This window comes from Pseudoalteromonas sp. NH0006-46, from assembly GCF_057547735.1.
The window spans coordinates 300804-321914 of the sequence record NZ_BAAJML010000001.1 but is presented as its reverse complement, the minus strand read 5'-3'; the positions used below and the strand labels follow the sequence as shown (position 1 = coordinate 321914).

At 41.6% G+C, this 21111-nt stretch carries 20 protein-coding genes; 3 read left to right on the top strand and 17 right to left on the bottom strand.

What is annotated here, in order from left to right; translation table 11 throughout:
• Positions 1-74: 74 nt before the first annotated feature.
• Together AC27I2_RS01465 and AC27I2_RS01460 are read right to left on the bottom strand one after the other, a co-directional pair.
• Entirely contained in the window at positions 75-440 is a 366-nt protein-coding gene (locus AC27I2_RS01465) for a hypothetical protein (RefSeq protein WP_006794078.1), read from the bottom strand.
• Positions 441-501: 61 nt separating this feature from the next.
• Complete coding sequence (locus AC27I2_RS01460; RefSeq protein ID WP_487203322.1) at positions 502-1377, bottom strand: hypothetical protein; 876 nt, start codon at positions 1375-1377, stop codon at positions 502-504.
• A gap of 157 nt (positions 1378-1534) precedes the next feature.
• On the opposite strand from AC27I2_RS01460, the gene AC27I2_RS01455 reads away from it, so the two are divergent.
• From AC27I2_RS01455 to yjjG, 3 genes are all read left to right on the top strand, one after another.
• Entirely contained in the window at positions 1535-2434 is a 900-nt protein-coding gene (locus AC27I2_RS01455) for a phosphoribulokinase (RefSeq protein ID WP_058403209.1), read from the top strand.
• A 75-nt stretch (positions 2435-2509) separates the two neighbouring features.
• Positions 2510-3049, top strand: a complete 540-nt coding sequence (gene yjjX, locus AC27I2_RS01450) for an inosine/xanthosine triphosphatase (protein WP_058403210.1) — start codon at positions 2510-2512, stop codon at positions 3047-3049.
• 15 nt (positions 3050-3064) lie between these two features.
• Entirely contained in the window at positions 3065-3739 is a 675-nt protein-coding gene (gene yjjG / locus AC27I2_RS01445) for a pyrimidine 5'-nucleotidase (protein ID WP_487203321.1), read from the top strand.
• A 103-nt stretch (positions 3740-3842) separates the two neighbouring features.
• Here yjjG and lpxC read toward each other — a convergent pair whose 3' ends face one another.
• From lpxC to rsmH, 15 genes are all read right to left on the bottom strand, one after another.
• Complete coding sequence (lpxC, locus tag AC27I2_RS01440; protein ID WP_008126813.1) at positions 3843-4754, bottom strand: UDP-3-O-acyl-N-acetylglucosamine deacetylase; 912 nt, start codon at positions 4752-4754, stop codon at positions 3843-3845.
• A gap of 104 nt (positions 4755-4858) precedes the next feature.
• A complete protein-coding gene (ftsZ, locus tag AC27I2_RS01435; protein ID WP_219421372.1) occupies positions 4859-6103 on the bottom strand; it encodes a cell division protein FtsZ in 1245 nt (414 codons plus the stop codon).
• A gap of 21 nt (positions 6104-6124) precedes the next feature.
• Complete coding sequence (gene ftsA / locus AC27I2_RS01430; RefSeq protein ID WP_138529601.1) at positions 6125-7357, bottom strand: cell division protein FtsA; 1233 nt, start codon at positions 7355-7357, stop codon at positions 6125-6127.
• The gene (locus tag AC27I2_RS01425; protein ID WP_138529599.1) at positions 7354-8133 is read right to left on the bottom strand and encodes a cell division protein FtsQ/DivIB; all 780 of its coding nucleotides are present in this window, start codon (positions 8131-8133) and stop codon (positions 7354-7356) included. The genes ftsA and AC27I2_RS01425 overlap by 4 nt, the downstream gene beginning before the upstream one ends.
• A gap of 1 nt (position 8134) precedes the next feature.
• Positions 8135-9055 (bottom strand): D-alanine--D-alanine ligase, encoded by a 921-nt coding sequence (locus AC27I2_RS01420; RefSeq protein WP_487203320.1) that lies wholly within the window; start codon positions 9053-9055, stop codon positions 8135-8137.
• Positions 9052-10503 carry a UDP-N-acetylmuramate--L-alanine ligase gene (gene murC, locus AC27I2_RS01415; protein WP_487203319.1) on the bottom strand — a complete coding sequence of 484 codons (1452 nt, stop codon included), beginning with the start codon at positions 10501-10503 and terminating at the stop codon, positions 9052-9054. The genes AC27I2_RS01420 and murC overlap by 4 nt, the downstream gene beginning before the upstream one ends.
• Positions 10504-11580 (bottom strand): undecaprenyldiphospho-muramoylpentapeptide beta-N-acetylglucosaminyltransferase, encoded by a 1077-nt coding sequence (gene murG / locus AC27I2_RS01410; protein WP_487203318.1) that lies wholly within the window; start codon positions 11578-11580, stop codon positions 10504-10506. It abuts the gene before it with no gap.
• Positions 11577-12752: a cell division protein FtsW gene (gene ftsW / locus AC27I2_RS01405; protein WP_058403217.1), complete on the bottom strand. Its 1176-nt coding sequence runs from the start codon at positions 12750-12752 to the stop codon at positions 11577-11579. The genes murG and ftsW overlap by 4 nt, the downstream gene beginning before the upstream one ends.
• Positions 12749-14083 carry a UDP-N-acetylmuramoyl-L-alanine--D-glutamate ligase gene (gene murD / locus AC27I2_RS01400; protein ID WP_487203317.1) on the bottom strand — a complete coding sequence of 445 codons (1335 nt, stop codon included), beginning with the start codon at positions 14081-14083 and terminating at the stop codon, positions 12749-12751. Before murD ends, ftsW begins: the two co-directional genes overlap by 4 nt.
• Positions 14084-15166 (bottom strand): phospho-N-acetylmuramoyl-pentapeptide-transferase, encoded by a 1083-nt coding sequence (gene mraY / locus AC27I2_RS01395; protein WP_138529586.1) that lies wholly within the window; start codon positions 15164-15166, stop codon positions 14084-14086. It lies immediately after the preceding gene.
• A complete protein-coding gene (locus AC27I2_RS01390; RefSeq protein ID WP_058403220.1) occupies positions 15166-16548 on the bottom strand; it encodes a UDP-N-acetylmuramoyl-tripeptide--D-alanyl-D-alanine ligase in 1383 nt (460 codons plus the stop codon). The genes mraY and AC27I2_RS01390 overlap by 1 nt, the downstream gene beginning before the upstream one ends.
• Complete coding sequence (murE, locus tag AC27I2_RS01385; protein WP_487203596.1) at positions 16545-18023, bottom strand: UDP-N-acetylmuramoyl-L-alanyl-D-glutamate--2,6-diaminopimelate ligase; 1479 nt, start codon at positions 18021-18023, stop codon at positions 16545-16547. Before murE ends, AC27I2_RS01390 begins: the two co-directional genes overlap by 4 nt.
• Positions 18016-19833, bottom strand: a complete 1818-nt coding sequence (locus tag AC27I2_RS01380; protein ID WP_058403221.1) for a penicillin-binding transpeptidase domain-containing protein — start codon at positions 19831-19833, stop codon at positions 18016-18018. The genes murE and AC27I2_RS01380 overlap by 8 nt, the downstream gene beginning before the upstream one ends.
• Positions 19830-20159 (bottom strand): cell division protein FtsL, encoded by a 330-nt coding sequence (gene ftsL / locus AC27I2_RS01375; protein WP_058403222.1) that lies wholly within the window; start codon positions 20157-20159, stop codon positions 19830-19832. Before ftsL ends, AC27I2_RS01380 begins: the two co-directional genes overlap by 4 nt.
• Positions 20156-21094 (bottom strand): 16S rRNA (cytosine(1402)-N(4))-methyltransferase RsmH, encoded by a 939-nt coding sequence (rsmH, locus tag AC27I2_RS01370; protein WP_487203316.1) that lies wholly within the window; start codon positions 21092-21094, stop codon positions 20156-20158. The genes ftsL and rsmH overlap by 4 nt, the downstream gene beginning before the upstream one ends.
• Positions 21095-21111 lie beyond the last annotated feature (17 nt).

Genomic DNA, 21111 nt, shown 5'->3' with positions numbered 1-21111 from the left:
CCGCTAAGTATTCACTTAGCGGCTTTACATTTTTAGGGCTGAACTAATAATTAGTCTCTTGAGTAAAGTATAGATTAATTGCCAATGATCATCGTCAATTTAGCAATAAAATCTTTTGCAGCTTGCTCTGAGTTTATTTTAAATGCCACGCCATAATGAATTGGTTGAGCGCTTTTATATATTCGCGTTGGGAAGCGAGTCATCTCACTGCTATGAAAATACCCTTGTGCGCGAGTTACGCCATCTATATCGTTAAAGTCATCACTGAATACTTCAAACGCAGGGCGAATTACTATTTTGCCTTTACCGCTTTCACTGTGAGTGTAAAAGGCCTCTTTTGAATTAACTAACATGTATTCTGCAATGTTTTTAATTTTAAAATTACTTCTGCATTGTAATTTTATAAGTTGCTCTGTTAACTCATCTGCACTGTACGCCATGTTTATCCCTATCCGTTAATTTGCGTATAACCTTATCGCATACGCGATATGAAGTCTTACTTTATTGTGTTACGTCGCATACAAATGCTAGCTTATCGTTGTTGTAACTCATTCGAGTGATATTAGTTTCACAGTATGTGCTTAAATCAAGCCATTGCGATACCTCATTACTCCCATCTAGTTTACGCTGATAAACACGGTTTTTAATGGCATAGGCAATTGTTTTATCATCTTTTAAAATAAAATCTTGCACCTGAGAGGGCAGCCTTAATAAATCGTCTACGTGTTTATTTTGAGGATTAAAGCTCGCTAAAATATGTTCATCGCTTTTGGTGTAACTAAATAAAAACGTCGCTGCGTTATGGTTATAAATCAGTGTGCGAGAAATATCACTGGCGGCTATTTCACCTTTAGCAGCGTCTACTGAGGTATATTGAAGCGTATGCGGCTGACCTAAAATAAACATCACTAAATCGTTATTTATACCCCAAGCATGGTAGCCAATAGGTTCAATCCAATCAAAAATACGACTAGGCGGGCTTTGCGTATCAAGTGGATATTGCCACAACTTTTGTTTTGAATCGGCTTCTACGACTATGGCTGACAAGCTCGTTTTATTAAGCATTAATGTTGGCGAATACTCACTCACAGGCGTATTTGTTAAGTTAGTTATTTCACGCGTTGTTAAATTGTAATGAGCAATATCGGTTTGGCTTTGGTTATTAGTTATAACCTCATGGGTAAAATATAAATCGTTGTTAATTAAGTAAGGCTGATTATTATAACTTGTTTTGTCGCTTACTATGGTCACTTGAACACCATATGGCGTATTTAATTCGGCAAGTAATATTTGGCTTTTGGGCATGTTAGCATGTGCATAACCTACGGCTATCGCACTTAATGAAAAGAAGCTAAGTAATGGTTTTAAAAGTTTCATGCTTTCTCTCGTTTTAATTTTAAGCACCTCATGATAACGTTATTTGCTGATGGCGTCACTCGAGCTTAGTCAGTCAACACGTAAGATACCCAAATGACTTAAAAAAGTGTTAAATTGAGTCTGGTTATGTAGCTTGGTCCTAAAAAAGAGAATTAACATGTCAGCTAAAAATCCTATCATTGCAATTACTGGTTCATCAGGTGCGGGTACTACAACCACAACTAATGCTATTAAGCATATTTTCCGTAGCCTTAATATCCATGCAGCATTCATTGAAGGTGATAGCTTTCATCGTTACACGCGCCCCGAAATGGACAAAAAAATACGCGAAGCCCAACAAGAAAGTAAACACATTAGTTACTTTGGCCGAGAAGCTAACGACTTTGGGGCGCTTGAATCGTTATTTAGTAACTATGGTGAAACCGGCCAAGGAAAATTACGCCGGTACTTGCACACCTTTGATGAAGCGGTCCCTTATAACCAACTGCCTGGTACATTTACTCCCTGGCAAGACCTTGATAATAATACCGACATTTTATTCTACGAAGGCTTGCATGGCGGAGTTGTTGACCAAGATGTAGATGTAGCCAAACATGTTGATTTACTCATAGGCATGGTGCCTATTATTAACCTTGAGTGGATACAAAAGCTAATACGCGATACTTCAGAGCGTGGCCACTCTCGCGAAGCCGTGATGGGGTCAATTGTGCGTAGTATGGACGATTACATAAATCATATTACACCTCAGTTTTCACGAACCCATATTAACTTTCAGCGCGTCCCGACCGTAGACACCTCAAACCCATTTAGTGCAAAAGATATTCCTTCACTTGATGAAAGCTTCGTTGTGATCCGCTTTAGAGGCATTGAAGATGTTGATTTCCCCTATTACTTAAGAATGATTGAAGGCAGCTTTATGTCGCGTATTAATACGCTTGTAGTACCTGGCGGTAAAATGGGCCTTGCAATGGAGCTAGTATTAACGCCACTTATTAAAGATATTATTTTGAAAAAGCGTGCATTAGAAAACCTCGCTCCGCTTGATTTACCTATTTAGCATTATGGCTTTTGTACTCTTTTTTGTTTAACAGAACTAACGTACACTGCTGATTTTACTTAATACGAGATCAGCATGTCATCTTTGTTAAAAGTTATAGTTGGGTCTAAAAACCCTGTAAAAATAAATGCAGCAAAGCACATTTTTACTATGTACTTTCCAAATAACACCATTGATTGCCTAGGTGTTGACGCCCCTTCAAACGTGCCTGAACAACCTATTGGTGAAGACGAAACACGCATTGGCGCGCAAAACCGCGTTAACTATTGCAAAAAGCATCATCAAGCCGATTACTACGTGGCAATGGAAGGCGGTGCAGAGCAATTTAGTTATGGTGCAGCGACCTTTGCCTATGTTGTTATTGATAACGCCACAGAGCAAGTTGTAGGACGTAGTAGCAACCTTCCATTACCCAATATACTTTTTAAAGCCCTGCTTAATGGCGAAGAGCTCGGCGATGTAATGGATAAAGCATTTAATACAACTAACATAAAACAAAAAGGCGGCGCCATAGGCCTGCTTACAAATAACCATGCAACACGCGAAAGCACCTATACCCAAGCGCTTACCTTGGCCATGGCCCCCTTTTTACATAGCAACCTTTATCGCACATAAAAAACAGGAAATTGAATGAAATACAGCTACGTGTTGTTTGATGCAGACGAAACTTTATTTAGGTTTGATATTTTAGCCGGTATGACCCGTATGTTTAAAAATTACGGCGTTAACTTTACGCAAGACGATTACATTCACTATCAAAAAACCAACAAACAACTGTGGGTTGATTATCAAAATGGTGCGATTAGTGCTGATTACCTACAAGTAACCCGCTTTAACGAATGGTCAGCAAAATTGAATGTGCCAGCTAAAGAGTTGAACGGTGCATTTTTAGATGCAATGGCGCAAATTTGTGAGCCATTACCAGGTGCTATAGAGTTACTTAATAAATTAAAACCCCACGCTAGGTTGGGCATTATTACTAATGGCTTTGCCCGCCTACAAACAATTCGTTTGGAGCATACTGGTTTGAAAGATATGTTTGAGTGGTTGGTTATATCTGAACTTGTAGGTATAGCAAAACCTAACAAAGCTATTTTTGAACATACCTTTGAGCTGATGGGCAACCCAAATAAAAGCCAAATATTAATGGTAGGTGATACCGCATCAAGCGACATACTCGGCGGTAATAATGTAGGCATTGATACGTGTTGGTTACAACACCCTGGCGAACAATTGCCAGAGGGAATATCCCCCACTTACACAATAACTAAATTAGAACAGTTACAAGCCATATTAGACATTTAATTTTTAAAATTTACTACTTTAAAGGATAAGTGCAAATCAAAAAAATGACGCTAATAAGCGTCATTTTTTGGAACTGTTTTAAGTGTGTATTTTAAATGCTTGGTTAGGCAGTTGCTAACTCAAGACCGGGTGCAGGCATCGTTACAGGCGTTTCAAATGTTGCCCACTCCCATGCTGACTCAGTTGCCATAACTTTACGAAGTAACTTGTTGTTTAAGTCGTGGCCCGACTTAAACGCAGTGACCTTGCCTAAAATATTGTGGCCTGTCATAAACATGTCACCTACACAGTCTAGTATTTTGTGCTTAACAAACTCATCGCTGTAGCGTAAACCATTTGGGTTTAGTACTTTAAACTCGTCGAGCACTACTGCACTGTCCATGCTGCCACCTAGTGCAAGGTTATTAGCATGCATGTATTCAATGTCTTTCATAAAACCAAACGTACGAGCCCGGCTAATTTCTTCTGTAAAGCTCTGCGCGGTTATGTCTAAACCAACACGCTGGCGACTCTCATTGATAGCCGGGTGATCAAAGGCAATTTCAAAGTCGATGTGAAAACCGTCGTATGGTTCTACTTCGGCCCATTTATCACCTTCTTCTATACGTACTTTTTCTTTGATACGAATAAAACGTTTAGCCGCATTTTGTTCTTCAATGCCGCCTTTTTGTAATAAATAAATAAATGGTAATGCACTACCATCCATAATAGGCACTTCTGAGCTATCTAACTCAACAATTAGATTGTCTATGCCCATTGCTGCAACTGCAGCAATAAGGTGCTCAGTAGTAGATAAACGAACACCATCTTTGTTAATTAAACAGGTACACAACTGCGTATCACCAACGGCTTCAGGTGTTGTTTCAAATTCAACAACCGGATCAAGGTCGACACGACGAAATACAATCCCAGTATTTGCGCTCGCAGGTCGGAGAGTTATTGTGACCTTCTCACCTTTATGAAGTCCAATTCCTATGGCTTTGACTACTTCTGCAATCGTACGCTGTTTAATCATAGGTTCGCTCACTTAAATTTATTACAGTTAGACGACGGATAGTAACATATGTACGCGCGCCTTACAATATTCGTTCAATTTAACAGCAATATAACGCTTTTTTGTTAGTCAGCTTGCTTACGTAAAAAAGCTGGGATGTCAAAGTAATCACCACCCTCTGACTTATCTGCTTTTTTGCTCGCTTGCGACGACGAGCTTGTTGCATTGCTTGAACTTTTAGAACTCGCTTTTTCTGCGCTTTCAGTTTGCGCTTTAGCTGCAGCTTCATCAGTGCTGTCTTGGCTTGCAAAGCTAGGCACATACATGCTGCTTGCTTGGTTAGACGTGCTCGCAACATCAGAACCTGATGCCTTTTTAAAACCGTTATCAACAATACCAAACTGTGGACGACGATCGCCGCCTAAACCTGTTGCAACTACAGTTACACGTAACTCGTCGGTCATTTCAGGGTCAATTACCGCACCCACAACAACCGTTGCGTTCTCAGAGGCTAGTGCTTTAACGTGGTTACCGACAATTTCGAATTCCTCAATCGCAATATCCATACCCGCAGTAATGTTAACTAAGATACCTTTAGCACCCGTTAAATCAACATCTTCTAGAAGCGGGCTTGAAATAGCAGCTTCTGCAGCTTCTTGCGCACGATCAGGACCCGATGCAGACGCTGTGCCCATCATTGCAGTTCCCATGGCAGACATTACTGTACGTACGTCGGCGAAATCCACGTTGATCAAACCAGAACGCGTAATTAACTCTGCAATACCTTGTACTGCGCCAAATAGCACGTCGTTTGCCTTAGCAAATGCATCTAGCAGTGTAGTGCCTTTGCCTAAAACTTTAAGTAATTTATTGTTAGGAATTGTAATAAGTGAATCTACAATTTCTGATAGTTCGTTAATACCTTGCTCTGCGGCAGCTGCGCGCTTTTTGCCTTCAAAGTCAAAAGGACGCGTTACTACAGCAACGGTTAAAATACCGAGTTCTTTAGCAATTTTAGCAACCACTGGGGCAGCACCTGTACCTGTACCGCCGCCCATACCGGCTGCGATAAATACCATGTCGGCACCTTCTAGGCTAGCGCGAATAGTTTCTGCATCTTCTTCAGCTGACTCACGGCCCACTTCAGGGTTTGCGCCCGCACCTAACCCAGAGGTTATTTGTGTGCCCAGTTGAACGGTTACATCGGCGGCTGAATTGCGTAGTGCTTGCGCATCTGTATTTGCGGCAATGAAGCGTACGCCTTCGATTTGCTGTTTTACCATGTGCTCAACAGCGTTACCGCCGCCACCGCCCACGCCTATTACTTTTATTACAGCTTCTTCGCTGTGTTGTTCCATTATATCAAACATGTTCACTCTCCGACTTGAGTCTTAAAACTCGCCTTGAAACCATTTAGTAATGCGGTTCCACCAATTATTGTTATCCTCTGCTTTCGACTTTTGTGCATTCATCGATTGCATAGTACGCCCGTATTGTAACAAACCAACAGCGGTTGCGTACGAAGGATCATCTACATAGTCTGTTAAACCAACCATCCCGATTGGCTTACCTATTCTTACTGGCATTTGAAAAATGTCTTCCGCCACTTCTATTGCACCAGTCATTTTGGCAGTCCCGCCTGTTATAACGAGACCCGCCGCAATTTGGTCTTCTAAACCTGAACGACGAATTTCTTCCATCGCCAGTTCAAACAATTCTCTAAAGCGAGGCTCTACAACCTCTGACAGCGTATGACGCGACATTAACCTTGCTGGTCGTCCGCCTACACTTGGCACTTCTATCGTGTCTTCGCTGCTTGCCAATTGGCTGCTTGCACATGCATATTGTACTTTGAGTGACTCAGCATGCGATATAGGTGTACGAAATATTTTTGCAATATCTCCCGTTACCTGATTACCCGCCACAGGGATGACTGCTGAATGACGCAGCGCACCATTAATATAAATAGTGATGTCCATTGTACCACCACCAATATCAAGTACCGCTACGCCTAATTCTTTTTCATCGTCTGTAAGAACTGAATAACAAGAAGCTAATGCTGTAAATATCAGTTGGTCGACCTCAAGGCCGCAACGTTCAACACATTTTTCTATGTTTTTAGCCATGTCGTTGGAGCAGGTAATAATGTGTGCACGTGCTTCCATACGCACACCGCTCATACCTAAAGGATTTTTAATCCCTTCTTGCATATCAATACTGTACTCTTGCGGCAATGCGTGCAGCATTTTACGCTCAGCCGATATCGGCACAGAGCGTGCAATGTGAATAACATTTTCAATATCTTCATCTGTCACTTCAGTGTTGTTTATAGCAACAACACCGCTTTCGTTCTGACATTGAATATGTTTACCAGAAATCCCCAAGTACACTGAGCTAATTCGACAATCGGCCATTAGTTCGGCTTCGTCAATCGCACGGCGAATAGACTCAGACACTAAGTTCAAATCGTTAACGCCGCCTTTATCCATACCATGAGATACTTGGCTGCCTACACCCACAATGCTGAGCTTGTTATCTGCGGTGATTTCACCTACCGTGGCTACCACTTTCGAGGTACCAACGTCTAATCCAATCACGAGGTTTCTTTCTGCTGACTTAGTCATGCCTTACTCTTATTTTGTAATTGTTCTTCTTGCACTGGCTTAAAGCTCACTGCAAGGCCGGTATCATACCGTAAATCTACTGCATCTATCTGTGCTTTTTCTGGGTATTCCATGCGTGGATACACGTCTATAAAACGCTGCACACGCTTGGCTTTATCTCTGCGCCCTAAATTTAAGCGCACCCCGCTATCAAGCCAAAGCTGCCAAGAAAAACGCTCTGATAACGCTAAACTTTTAAGCGTTAACGCGTTTACTTTAAGCATTTCGTCAAACTGTTTAAAGGCAATCCATGCTTCTTGTTCACTGCCCTCTGGGCCAAATAGCTGAGGTAAATCTTTACTTAATTTGTCACTGCGCGCTTGAAAAGCCTCACCATTGTGATTAATTAATAAATCACTATTCCAATGCGCCACCGCCTCGTGTTCAACAACATAGACCTGAATCGTATCTGGCCATTGTTTTCGCACTGACACTGTCGCTACCCAAGGTAAATCTTGTACAAGCTTTTGCACGTGCTTTACATCAAGCTCAAAAAAACTACTAAGATCCGCTTTTTTTATTGCTGTTATAATCGCGGTTTCATCTGTGTATTTAGGGTGTCCTTGCACAGTTAAGTGCTTTATTTGCGCATCTTTGTTTTTTACTAACCAATCAGATACACCCGTTGTAATTTGCACTAACCCAATAACAACCACTAAAAAAAAACTCACGCCAAAAATCAGCGACCAATTTAGGTTCTGTTTGATTTTATGAGCTTTTTCTAAAAAGGGATGCATATTAAAGCGTTTGCTCCAAAATGCGAACAACTAATTGCTCAAAAGTTGCCCCATTTGCTTTTGCTGCCATTGGTACTAATGATTTTTCTGTCATTCCGGGTACGGTATTGACCTCTAATAAATAAAAATTGCCTTGCTCATCTTGCATTGCATCTACTCGACCCCAACCGCTTGCACCGACTAACTCAAATGCTTCTAACGACATAGCCTGTAAAAGCTGTGTGTCGTGCGCCGATAAATTTGCTGGGCAATGATACTGTGTTGTGTTTGATTGATACTTTGCTTGGTAATCGTAAAAGCCATTCGGTGTTGTCATTTCGATTACGGGCTGTACTTCATCACCTAAAACAGTCACTGTAAATTCGCGCCCGGTTACCCACTGCTCTACTAACACTTGGCTATCAAACTTAAATGCATCTATTAATGCATCTTCAAGCTCTTGCGTAGTAGTTGCTTGCGCCATACCAATGCTCGACCCTTCATGAGAGGGCTTAACCATCACTTTTTTAAATTCAGCCATAATGGCGTGTGCATCAAAACCCTTTTTAGCATCAACAACGGCATAAGGTGCTGTGCTTAAACCCGCAGATTTAAACAGATGCTTACAACGAATTTTATCCATTGCTAAAGCCGAGCCAAGTACATTACTACCTGTATAAGGTAAGTTCATAAACTCTAATGCACCTTGGACGGTTCCATCTTCACCACCTCGGCCATGCAGCGCAATAAAAACTCGCTCTACATTTAATTCTTTTAATTCCCATAACGATCGATTTTGAGGGTCGAATGCGATTGCATCTACACCACTATTTTGTAGCGCGTTTAAAACAGCCTGACCCGATCGTAAAGACACTTCACGCTCTGCTGAGTTTCCACCAAGCAGTACCGCTACTTTACCAAATTGTGCATTTACTTGGGTCATACTTCACCTTGCTTTAATTTTTCTACCGACATACCTGTCGCCGCTAATGTTTTTACTAACTGACCTATATTACCCGCACCTTGCGTTAACACTAAGTCATTATTTTGTAGGTTATCGGCTAATACACCTGCAAGCTCTTTACTTGACGCTACGTGCAATGGCTCTTTGCCGCGTTGGCGAAGGCTTCGACATAAACTTTTACTATCAGCTCCTACAATCGGTTCTTCGCCTGCACCATAAACATCTAGCAACAAAAGCTGATCAACATCAGCGAGTACTTTTACAAAGTCTTCGTATAAGTCACGAGTTCGGCTAAATCTATGTGGTTGATAAACCATTACCAAACGCTTATCAGGCCACCCTTCACGAACAGCCGCTATGGTAGCCGCTACTTCCGACGGGTGATGACCGTAATCATCAACAAGCATTACATTACCGCGCTCGTTCTCAAATTCACCATAATGCTGAAAACGACGACCAATCCCTTCAAACTTTTGCAAGGCTTCTAAAATTGCATGATTAGCAATATTTTGATCTTTTGCTACTGCAATCGCCGCAGTTGCATTGAGTGCATTGTGTTTACCTGGCATATTAAGCGTTGCGGTTAAGCACTCACCTTGTTTATTGGTGACTGTAAACGTACAGGTGTTCGCTGATTGACTAAAATCACTCATACGATAATCAGCACTAGGCGACTCGCCATACGTAATAATAGGACGACCAAAGCGAGGAATAAGTTCGGCAGCTACCTGAGAATCTATACACACAACAGCCAGTCCATAAAAAGGTAAGTTATGTATGAAATCCACATAGGTGTCTTTCATTTTTTCGAGGCTGCCGCCATAGGTATCCATGTGATCTTCTTCAATATTAGTGATCACCGATACCATAGGTTGTAAATGTAAAAACGACGCGTCACTTTCATCTGCTTCTGCTATTAAAAAATCGCTTTTGCCCACCTTTGCGTTACTACCCGCACTGTTCAATAAGCCACCAATAATAAAAGTAGGATCAAGCCCTGCTTGCGCATAAATACTGGCAATTAAACTGGTCGTTGTGGTTTTACCATGGGTACCAGCAATGGCAATACCATGGCGAAAACGCATTAATTCCGCAAGCATTTCAGCACGACGCACAACGGGAATTCTTGCGGCTTTTGCGGCAATTATTTCAGGATTTGTTTCATCTATTGCACTTGAAACTACAACAACATTGGCGTCTTTTACGTTATTTTCGTGGTGACCAATAAATACTTCTGCACCGGCTTTAATTAAGCGTTCTGTCATTGCACTATGCGCAATATCTGAACCTGTAATACGGTAACCTTCAAAAGCAAGCACTTCTGCTATACCGCCCATACCCGCTCCACCAATACCAATAAAGTGGATGGTTTCTATTCGACGCATTGCAGGTCGTATGTTTTTGTTTTGTACTAATGCTTCTTTCACTTACGCTCTCTTATTCGATACTTGCTCACAGTGCGCGGCTACGCTTGCTGTGGCATCTAAAATGGCTTGTTTTTTTGCATTACTAGCCATTTTATTAATTAGACTCGGGGTTACTAAATAAAGGGTTAATAGCTCAACAATCGATTGCTCATTAAACACGCTTTGCTGCATAACTAACGCCCCCTCAGCCTTCACCAAGTAGTGGGCATTAGCCGTTTGATGGTCGTCAACTGCATGAGGAAACGGCACAAATACAGCCATTTTTCCCGCTGCTGCAATTTCACTTACTGTTAATGCACCTGCTCGGCAAATAACAATATCGGCCCAAGCATACGCTGCATCCATATCATCAATAAATTCAGCAACCTTTACATTGTCGCTTGAAAAATTTTGCATTTTATATGCTTGCTCAACACCATTTAAATGCCCTTTACCTGTTTGGTGCCATACCTTTATTTCACTGGTTTTATTAAGGGCTTTAAATGCAGCGGGTAGCGTTTGATTAAGCACTTGAGCCCCTAACGATCCCCCTACAACCAACATATTGATAGGGCTTGAAACATCACGCGTTGGTATATCAATTACACTTTGACGCACTGGGTTGCCAACAAGTTCGGCTTTACCCGAGTCAAATGCACTTGGGAATGCAGCCAAAACACGATTTGCAAATCGTGAAAGCCATTTATTACTCATACCCGCAACCGCATTCTGCTCATGAATAACCAACGGAATACCCAAACTTTTTGCAGCAATGCCTGTTGGGCCAGTGACGTAGCCTCCCATAGCTAAAACGACATCCGGACATTGATGTTTCAATACTTTACGCGCTTGCAATATTGCATTAATTACCATGAATGGTGCTTTAATGAGGCGTTTTAATCCGTTCCCGCGAACACCTTTTACATTAATAAAATCAATATTTATATTGTGTTTAGGAACAACGCTTGCTTCCATTCTATCGGGTGTGCCAATCCAAGTAACCTGCCAGCCTTGTTCTTTTAAATAATCAGCAACTGCAATACCCGGAAATATATGCCCGCCAGTACCACCTGCGACTACAACACACTTTTTACTCATCGTTTACCTCCACCTGAGGTCGCTTGTTTAGTTGCCATTTTAGTTTCAAAATCAACGCGTAATAATATTCCAGTTGCTATGGTCATAATCATCAAACTAGAACCACCATAAGAAATAAACGGTAACGTAAGGCCTTTAGTCGGTAAAATTCCCGCACTAGCGCCCACATTAACCATGGTTTGAAACGCAAACCAAATACCAATTGCAAAAGCAAAATAGCCTTCGTACTCTTTGCCGCATTTTAAGGCTTGCTGGCCAATTAATAGTGCTCTAAATACTAAAGTAGCGAGCACCATTAAAATGCTTACCACGCCAACTAAACCAAGCTCTTCGCCAATAACCGCAAAAATAAAATCATTATGTGCCTCAGGTAAATATTGCAACTTTTGTACACTATTACCTAACCCTTGGCCAAACCAACCACCTTGACTATATGCCATTAACGATTGAACAAGCTGGTACCCTTTTCCGAATGGATCGTCCCAGGGATCTAAAAAACCGACAACACGTGCCATACGATAGGGCTCTACAATAATCAACAAAACAACTAAGCCAATTCCCGTCAGGATAAGTACAAAAAACTGCCATAACTTAGCGCCGGCTAAAAACAATAAACCAACAGTGGTTACAAACATAACCACCACGGTGCCTAAATCAGGTTGTAATAAAATAAGTAATGCATACACGGCAAACACCGCGATCGGCTTTGCAAAGCCTTTTATGTTTTCTTGTACTTCTTCACGCTTTCGAACCAAGTAACCCGCTATGTAACTAAAAAAGTACAGCTTTGCAGCCTCTGCCACTTGAAAACCAATAGGCCCTATTGGGATCCACCGTTTGGCACCATTAACCTCGCGACCAATAATTAGTACAGCAATGAGCAATACCATGCCCAATATCAATAAATAAGCATTGGATCGCTTCCACCAGTCCATTGGCACACATACAGCAATCCAAAAAAGCACAAACGCAACGGCCAAAAACATCCCGTGACGAATAGCAATATGATGTGAGTTATCAAAAAGGCGTTCTGCCGTTGGCATAGACGCACTCATCACCATAATAAATCCAACGCCAATTAGCATTAGCATTGAATAAAGCAAAGGCACATCGTAAAGCTGCGCCGATGGCTTAGGTATTAACGCCTCTTTTATTTGCGCAAAGGCAGTCATACTTGCTCTGCCAAAACACACGTAACAAAGTCATCGCCACGTTGCATATAGTTGTTGTACATATCAATACTTGCACACGCAGGGGCTAGTAAAACGACATTACCTGGCAAACTAAACTGCTTTGCTAAAGTAACCGCCTCACTCATATTCTGTGTTAAGTGACTTTTACTGGTTAGTGCCATTAAATCTTTTGCATCTTTACCAAAGCAAATTAGCGCTTTTACGTGTTTTTTTAAGTAAGGCTTAAGTGGGTTTAAATCAGCGCCTTTAGCATCGCCACCTGCTATAACAATGAGATCTTCAATGCCTGTTGATAGGCTATCTATGGCTGCAATAGTGGCGCCTACATTAGTTGCCTTTGAATCGTTAAAATATTTAACGCCACCTAACTGTGCAACAAATTGGCAGCGGTGAGCTAAACCATTAAAGTGGCCAAGTGCTTTTTTATACACCTCATTACTAATATTAAAAGGGCTTAGTAACGCCATAACCGCAAGCGTGTTTAAATAATTGTGTTTACCCATAACAGCTAACGAATTTACAGGTAAAAGCAACTCATTTTTAGCTGTAAAGTAAGTACTGCCATTGTGCTCTGCTAAGTGGTATTCACCTTGCGATGCACCAAAACTTACCTTAGGCGCTGAGTAAGTACTTACGGGGTGTGTTTGTTTGTCATCTTCATTTACAACAATGCACTCGGCACCGTTGTAAATAGTCAGCTTTGAATCGATATAAGCTTGGTAGCTGTCGTAACGATCTAAATGATCTTCAGATACATTTAATACGGTAGCACTCACCGACTTTAAGCTTGTTGTGGTATCTAATTGAAAGCTCGAAAGTTCAAGAACATATATATCAAAGTCATCACTCAATAAATCAAGCACTGCGGTACCAATGTTCCCGCCTAGTGCCACATTAAAGCCAGCAGTTTTTAACACTTCGTACGCCAGTGTGACCACTGTTGATTTGCCATTTGAGCCAGTAACTGCCACGACAGGCTTAGTATTAATGCGCGCAAATAGCTCAACATCACCTATTACTTCAACACCCGAATTAATAGCACTCGCAATAGCTGGAGTTTTAAAGCTAAGCCCGGGGCTGATAATAATCATATCGCTGCAATTAAGATCTGCGGTATCTAAATTACCAAAATGTGTGTTTAAACTAGGCGCATGATTACTTAGCCATTCAATCCCTGGTGGATTTGCCCGGCTGTCGACAACCTTTGGTGACAAACCATGAGATAATAAAAAACGCACAATGCCCAGACCGGTTACACCGAGTCCGAGCACTGTTATTTGTTTATTTTTTATCTCGTTTAAATACTGCATTTATCTTATCTTTAATGTCGCAAGGCCAGCAAGAACAAGCACAATAGATATAATCCAAAAACGGACAATAACGCGTGGCTCAGGCCAACCTTTTAATTCGTAATGGTGATGAATAGGTGCCATTCTAAAAATTCGTTGGCCGCGCAACTTATACGAGCCCACTTGTAAAATTACCGACAGCGCCTCCATTACAAATACCCCACCCATAATAATAAGTAGCAGTTCTTGACGGACCAACACCGCAATAATACCCAATGCGCCCCCTAACGCTAATGAGCCTACATCGCCCATAAATACTTGCGCCGGGTAGGTGTTAAACCATAAAAAACCAAGGCCTGCACCAACAATGGCAGTACATACAACCACAAGCTCACTGGCTAATGGCAAATGAGGAATATGTAAATAAGCAGAAAAATTAATATTACCTGTTAGATAAGCAATAATGGCAAGTGCCGCAGCCACTAAAATAGTAGGCACAATAGCAAGACCATCTAAGCCATCGGTCAGGTTTACAGCATTTGATGTTCCTACCAATGCAAAATAAGTAATAACAATGTAAAACAAGCCTAACTGTGGCAACACATCTTTAAAAAACGGAACAACTAATGAGGTTTCAACAGCGTGTGTACTTGAAAAGTACAATGCAGTTGCAACCACTAATGCAATTACTGACTGCCAAAAGTACTTCCATTTAGCTATTAGTCCTTTGGGATCTTTACGAATAACTTTACGGTAGTCATCAATAAAGCCCACAATACCTAAAGAACCAATTACAAATAATGTTGCCCACACATACTTATTAGAGAGATCTGCCCATAATAATGTACTGGTAAATATTGCCGCTAAAATAAGTAAGCCACCCATTGTAGGTGTACCCGATTTAGATAAATGCGATTGCGGACCATCGTCACGCACGGTTTGCCCTATTTGCATTTTTTGCAAACCACGAATTAACTTTGGCCCCAAATAAAGCGACATAACCAACGCAGTTAAAATACCCAAAATAGCGCGCAGTGTTAAATACGAAAAAACATTAAAACCACTATAATACTGTGTTAAATACTCAGCCAGCCAAACTAACATTATGATACTCCATTGATGGCTTGTTGCTGGCCATTTACTAAATCGGTTACTAATAATTCCATGCGAGAACTGCGTGATCCCTTCACGACGATGGTTGTTTTTTTATTTACGTGATTAATTGTGGCTTGAATTTGTTGTTGCATCTGATCGCGGTTTGAAAAGTGACGATTAGGCAGCTCAAACACATCGCTGGCACACTTACTCAACACACCTAAAGTAAATAACTCATCAATGCCTTTTTGAAGCGCATATTCACCCACTTCTTGATGGTATTTACGTGCATCTTCGCCAAGCTCTCCCATATCGCCCAACGCTAAGATACGGTGACCTTGCATATCACTCAGTAAGTCAATGGCAGCCTTAACTGATTTAACATTAGCATTGTAAGTATCATCAACCACGGTGAGCAGATCAGACACTTCTATTAAGTTAACACGTCCTTTTACATCGCCCATTGTCGCCAAAGCGCTGGCAATATCTTCTAAAGTTACATCAAGCTCGCTTGTCAGTGCAGCAGCAATCAGCGCATTGCCAATATTGTGTTTGCCCGGTAGTGCTAGGGTAACAGGTACCTTTTTTTGTTTTGTACACAAGGTAAAGCTTGCACGAGCATTGGCATCCAAGCTTATATCTTCAGCCCAAATATCAAGTTTTTCAGACGTTGAAAAACGCTTTATATTTCGTCCTTCAAGCTTATCTAGCCAATATTGACTAAACTCACTATCGCAATTAATTATGGCTACGCCATCTTCTTTTAGGCCATCAAAAATTTCGCCTTTTGCCTTGGCCACCCCCATTAAGCTACCAAAGCCTTCTAAATGTGCTGGTGCTACGTTACACACTACCGCTACGTCTGGCTTTGCCATTGCCGTTGTGTATGCAATTTCACCTAAATGATTTGCACCAAGCTCTATTACAGCAAAACGGTGCTGCGGCTCTAAACGCAATAACGTTAGAGGTACGCCAATATCGTTATTAAAATTACCTTTTGTTGCCAGCACATCGCCATGTACAGATAAAATAGCCGCGCACATTTCTTTTACAGTGGTTTTACCTACACTGCCGGTAATAGCGATTGTTTTAGGTGCCACTTGGGCCATAACAGCGGTGCCAATAACTCCTAATGCAATACGTGTGTCTTTCACTACAAACTGGGCAATATCAACATCGACTTTATGATCGACGATAACGCCTATAGCGCCTTTTTGTTTTGCTTCAGTGATAAATTTGTGACCATCAAAATTTGGCCCTTTCAGTGCTAAAAACACGTCACCTTCGCATACTGTGCGAGTATCTGTATTTATGTTAAGCACTTGCTGATTATCACCTTGATAATCAGTTGTTAGTACATTGGCTAACCAATCAAAATCCATCGGGATCATGTTTGAGTCCCTCTACCTGTTTTTATTAGTTGTTTTTGTACAAATTGACGATCGCAAAAGTCGATACGTTCATTGCCTATAATTTGATAATTTTCATGGCCTTTACCGGCAATTAAAACCACCTCATCCGAGGGCGCATTATTAATTGCATAGCTTATTGCACGTGCTCTATCGGCGTCTGAATGGGCCTTTTGAGGATGCTCTAAACCAGCCAACACATCTGCAATTATTGCATTAGGCTCTTCTGAGCGAGGATTATCACTGGTGATAATAACTTTGTTAGCATTTTTTTCAGCAGCTTGTGCCATCAAAGCTCGCTTGCCTTTATCTCTATCACCACCACAACCAAACACGCAGCTAACACCACCAGGTACATGTTTTTGCAACGCTTGTAGTGCCAAAGCAAGTGCTTCTGGCGTATGCGCATAATCCACTACACAGGTTGGTTTACCCACAGCACTAAATGCCTGCATTCTTCCTGCTACAGGTTGAAGTTGTAAGCAACCTGCAATAAGCTGTTTTAGTGGATAACCCAAACCAAGTAATGTTGCTAAAGCAGCCGTTAGGTTATAAAGATTAAATTCACCAAACAGCGGCGATTTTACCTTAATATCACCCCAGCTTGTAGATAATTGCGCCGAAATACCTTCAGCCGAATAATCAACATCTGAAAAGTACACATACTGTGCATTTTTAGGTGCTAAATTTTTTCGTCCGTAGCAAATTAAATGATTAAAATCGTATTTTTCAAGCCACTGCTCTGCTTGGTTGTCGTCTTGATTTAGTACGACAAGCTGTGGATCAAAATCGCGAAATAGCATGAGCTTTGCATCACCATAACTTGCCATATCGCCATGGTAATCTAAGTGATCGCGAGAAAGGTTAGTAAACACAGCGGCTTTAAACAGACACCGTTCTACACGATGCTGCACGAGACCATGCGACGATACCTCCATTGCCACCAATTTTTTATCCGCTTGATGTAAGTCACTTAAGATGTGTTGTAAATCGACTGCCGAAGGCGTGGTGTTTATCAGCGGCGTTAAATTCTCTGGATGACCGAAACCTAGCGTACCAATAATTGCTGACTGCGTATTACAGTACTGCGCTAGGTGAGCAATCATAGCCGTGGTGGTCGATTTACCGTTTGTACCAGTTACTCCAATTAAATCAAGACTATGACTAGGCTGGTTGTAAAATCGACTTGCAAGTTCAGCCAGTTTTTTATCAAGCTCAGACACTAAGTAAAGCGGCTCAAATTCAACTTCGAACTCGCAAAGTCTATCAGCAATAACTGCCACTGCACCATTTTCAATTGCTTTAGCTATAAACTGCCCGCCATCTAACTCATGGCCTTTTATTGCTACAAATACATCGCCTGGGTTGACGTCTCGGCTATCCAATCGCAAATGATTAACTAACTGCGAGGGTGCATCTATTTCGATATATTTTAAAATGGTTTTTAAATCACGCATCATTCTTTTTGCCTTTTACGAACGCAACTTCTTCCTTGTCGGGTGCGACGTTTAATATTCTTAATGCGTTAGAAACGATTTCTGCAAATGCAGGGCCTGCAGTGGCACCTCCATAGTACACATCACCGCCAGGTTCATTGATCATTACTACCACAGCTAAACGCGGATTACTTGCTGGCGCCACGCCCGCAAAATAACCAACATATTCATCACCGTAGCCACCTACTGCGGCTTTTTTAGAAGTTCCCGTTTTACCTGCAGCACGATAACCATCAACTTTAACGTTGTGTGCTGTTCCGCCACTTTCAAATACGCTTTCCATCATGTGTACTACCGCTTCAACATCTTGCTGTTGAAACACACGATCCCCTTCAGGGACGGAATCTTGCTTTAACACAGTGAGTGGCCTATTGACCCCTCCGGCACCTAACATGGCATAAAAGCGAGCCATTTGCGCAGTACTAACAGCAATATTGTAACCAAATGACAATGCAGCAATTTCGTGATCAGACCAACGACGGTTTGGGTAAAATAAACCACTGCTTTCACCAACCATACCGGTGCCTGAATCAGATCCGAACCCAACCTTTTGGAATAAACCTACCAGGTAGTCTTTTGGTACCAGCTGAGTGACTTTAGTCACCCCCATATTTGACGAATATTTTAGTATTTCTCGCAGTGACATTTCACCATGGTTACGCGTATCTTGGACTAAACTTCCGCCTAAACGCATCCAACCTGGGTAGGTGTCTATTTGTTCATCGGCTTGAATTGCGCCGTAGTCTAGCCCAGCTAAAATGGCCAGTGGCTTAACGGTTGAACCCGGTTCGAACAAATCAGTAATAGCGCGATTTCTGCGTTTATGTGGAGCTGCATCGGTTAAGTTATTTGGATTAAAAGATGGACTATTAACCATGGCCAGTACTTCACCGGTTTTAACATCAACCACCATGGCTGAACCCGATGTAGCCTTATAAGATAAAACCGCTGACTTTACGGCTTTATAAGCAATTGCCTGAATACGTTGATCGATACTTAGTTGAATGCTTTCGGGCTCTACACGTTCACGCTCATCTAGCACTTGTACTTCACGGCCTTGAGCATCTTTTCTAATTGTGCGACGACCTTCTTCACCAGTTAAAGCGTTTTCGTAGAGCTTTTCAATGCCTTCAATTCCTTTACCATCGATGTTGGTAAAACCAATAATATGCGCAGTTACTTCGCCGGCCGGATAATAACGTTTAGACTCATCCAATAAATGAATACCAGGAAGACGTAAGCTGCCAATATAATCAGCAACTGCAGGGGTTACCTGTCGCTTTAGATAAACAAAGCGACGACTTGGATCATTTAAAAGGCGGGCGTTAATTTTTTTCTGGTCAATACGTAATACATCAGCTAGTTCGCGCCAACGTAAATCGTTTTTGTAATACTGCGCGGTGCGCTTGTTTAGCTCTACCGCATTATCTAACAGTGCTTGTTTATCCTCGCCATTTTTACGCGCTTGTCTAACAACTTTAGATACAAGCGATTTATGCAACGCTTTAGGGTCAGCATATACACTCACAACAGGTACACTTACCGCGAGTTCTTTGCCATTGCGGTCAAAAATCATTCCGCGTTGTACGTGTAGTTTTTCAACACGTACTGTGCGTTTATCACTTTCTGAACGTGCTTTATCAGGTTCAATTACTTGTAAATAAGCAGCACGAGATACGAGCGTTACAAACACCAAAAGTACAACCGAGCACACGAGCATAAAGCGCCATGTAATTAAGTTGTTAACTGGTTTTTTGCCTCGATTTCTCATTTTAATATAATTACCTGTTCATCCTGACTTGTCGGTCTTTTCATTTTTAGTTGCGAGGTTGCTACTTCTTCGATACGCGCATGTTGAGAGTAAAACTCCTCCTCAACTAGTAAGTATCGCCACTCTAAATCAAGTTCATCACGCTCTTGCAGTAACATATCTTGTTCAATTAATTGCCCGCGCGCTAAATGCGTAACTTGCACTACGCTAAAACCAGAAACAAATATCGTAACCAACAAGGCCAAGGTCAGCTTATTAGCACCCAGGCCTTTAATTATTTCGAAAAATAAATTGGGAGGTTGACGATGATTTGCTTTTGTATTCATCCCAACCTCTGAGCAATCCTAAGTACAGAGCTTCGCGAACGCGGATTACGTGCAACTTCTTCAACACTTGGTTTAATAGCTTTACCCAATGCTTTTAACGTCAGATTTTGATTTATTTGTGCGTCGGTTAAAGGCAGACCTCTGGGTAATGCTTCTCCCTTACTCTGTTTTCGAATAAATTGTTTTACTATGCGATCCTCTAGCGAGTGAAACGAAATAACCACTAAGCGACCACCTGGTTTAAGCACTTTAACGGCAGACTGTAATGCTGTTTGAATCTCTTCAAGTTCACTGTTTATATAAATACGAATAGCCTGAAAAGTGCGTGTTGCAGGATGCTTAAACTTATCTTTTACCGGTACAGCTTCATCAACTAAATCTGCAAGCTGCTTAGTGGTAGTAATGGGTGTGTGCTCTCTCGTTTCTAAAATTTTATGTGCAATACGCTTACCGAACTTTTCTTCACCCAACTTTTTAATCACGTGGGTAATATCGTCTAACTCAGCCTCTGCTAACCACTGAGCAGCACTTCGGCCACTTGTTGGATCCATACGCATATCAAGTGGGCCATCTTTCATAAAGCTAAAACCACGCTCAGCGTCATCAAGCTGTGGAGATGACACGCCAATATCTAATAAAATGCCATCCACTTTACCAATAAGATCGTTTTGCTCTGCTACATCGTATAGTTTTGAAAATCGAGTGTGTGCAATAGCAAAACGGCCATCATCAGCAAATTTTTCAGCCGACTTTATAGCTTGTGGATCTTGGTCTATCGCTTGTAAGCGTCCTGCATCGCCTAAACGTGCAAGTATTTGACCTGAATGACCGCCTCGTCCAAATGTGCCATCCATGTAAATGCCGTCTGGCTTAATTGCTAGGGCATCAATGGTTTCGTCCATCAAAACGGATACGTGTTCAAATTGCGCTGTCATTAGCTATTGTTTGCCTT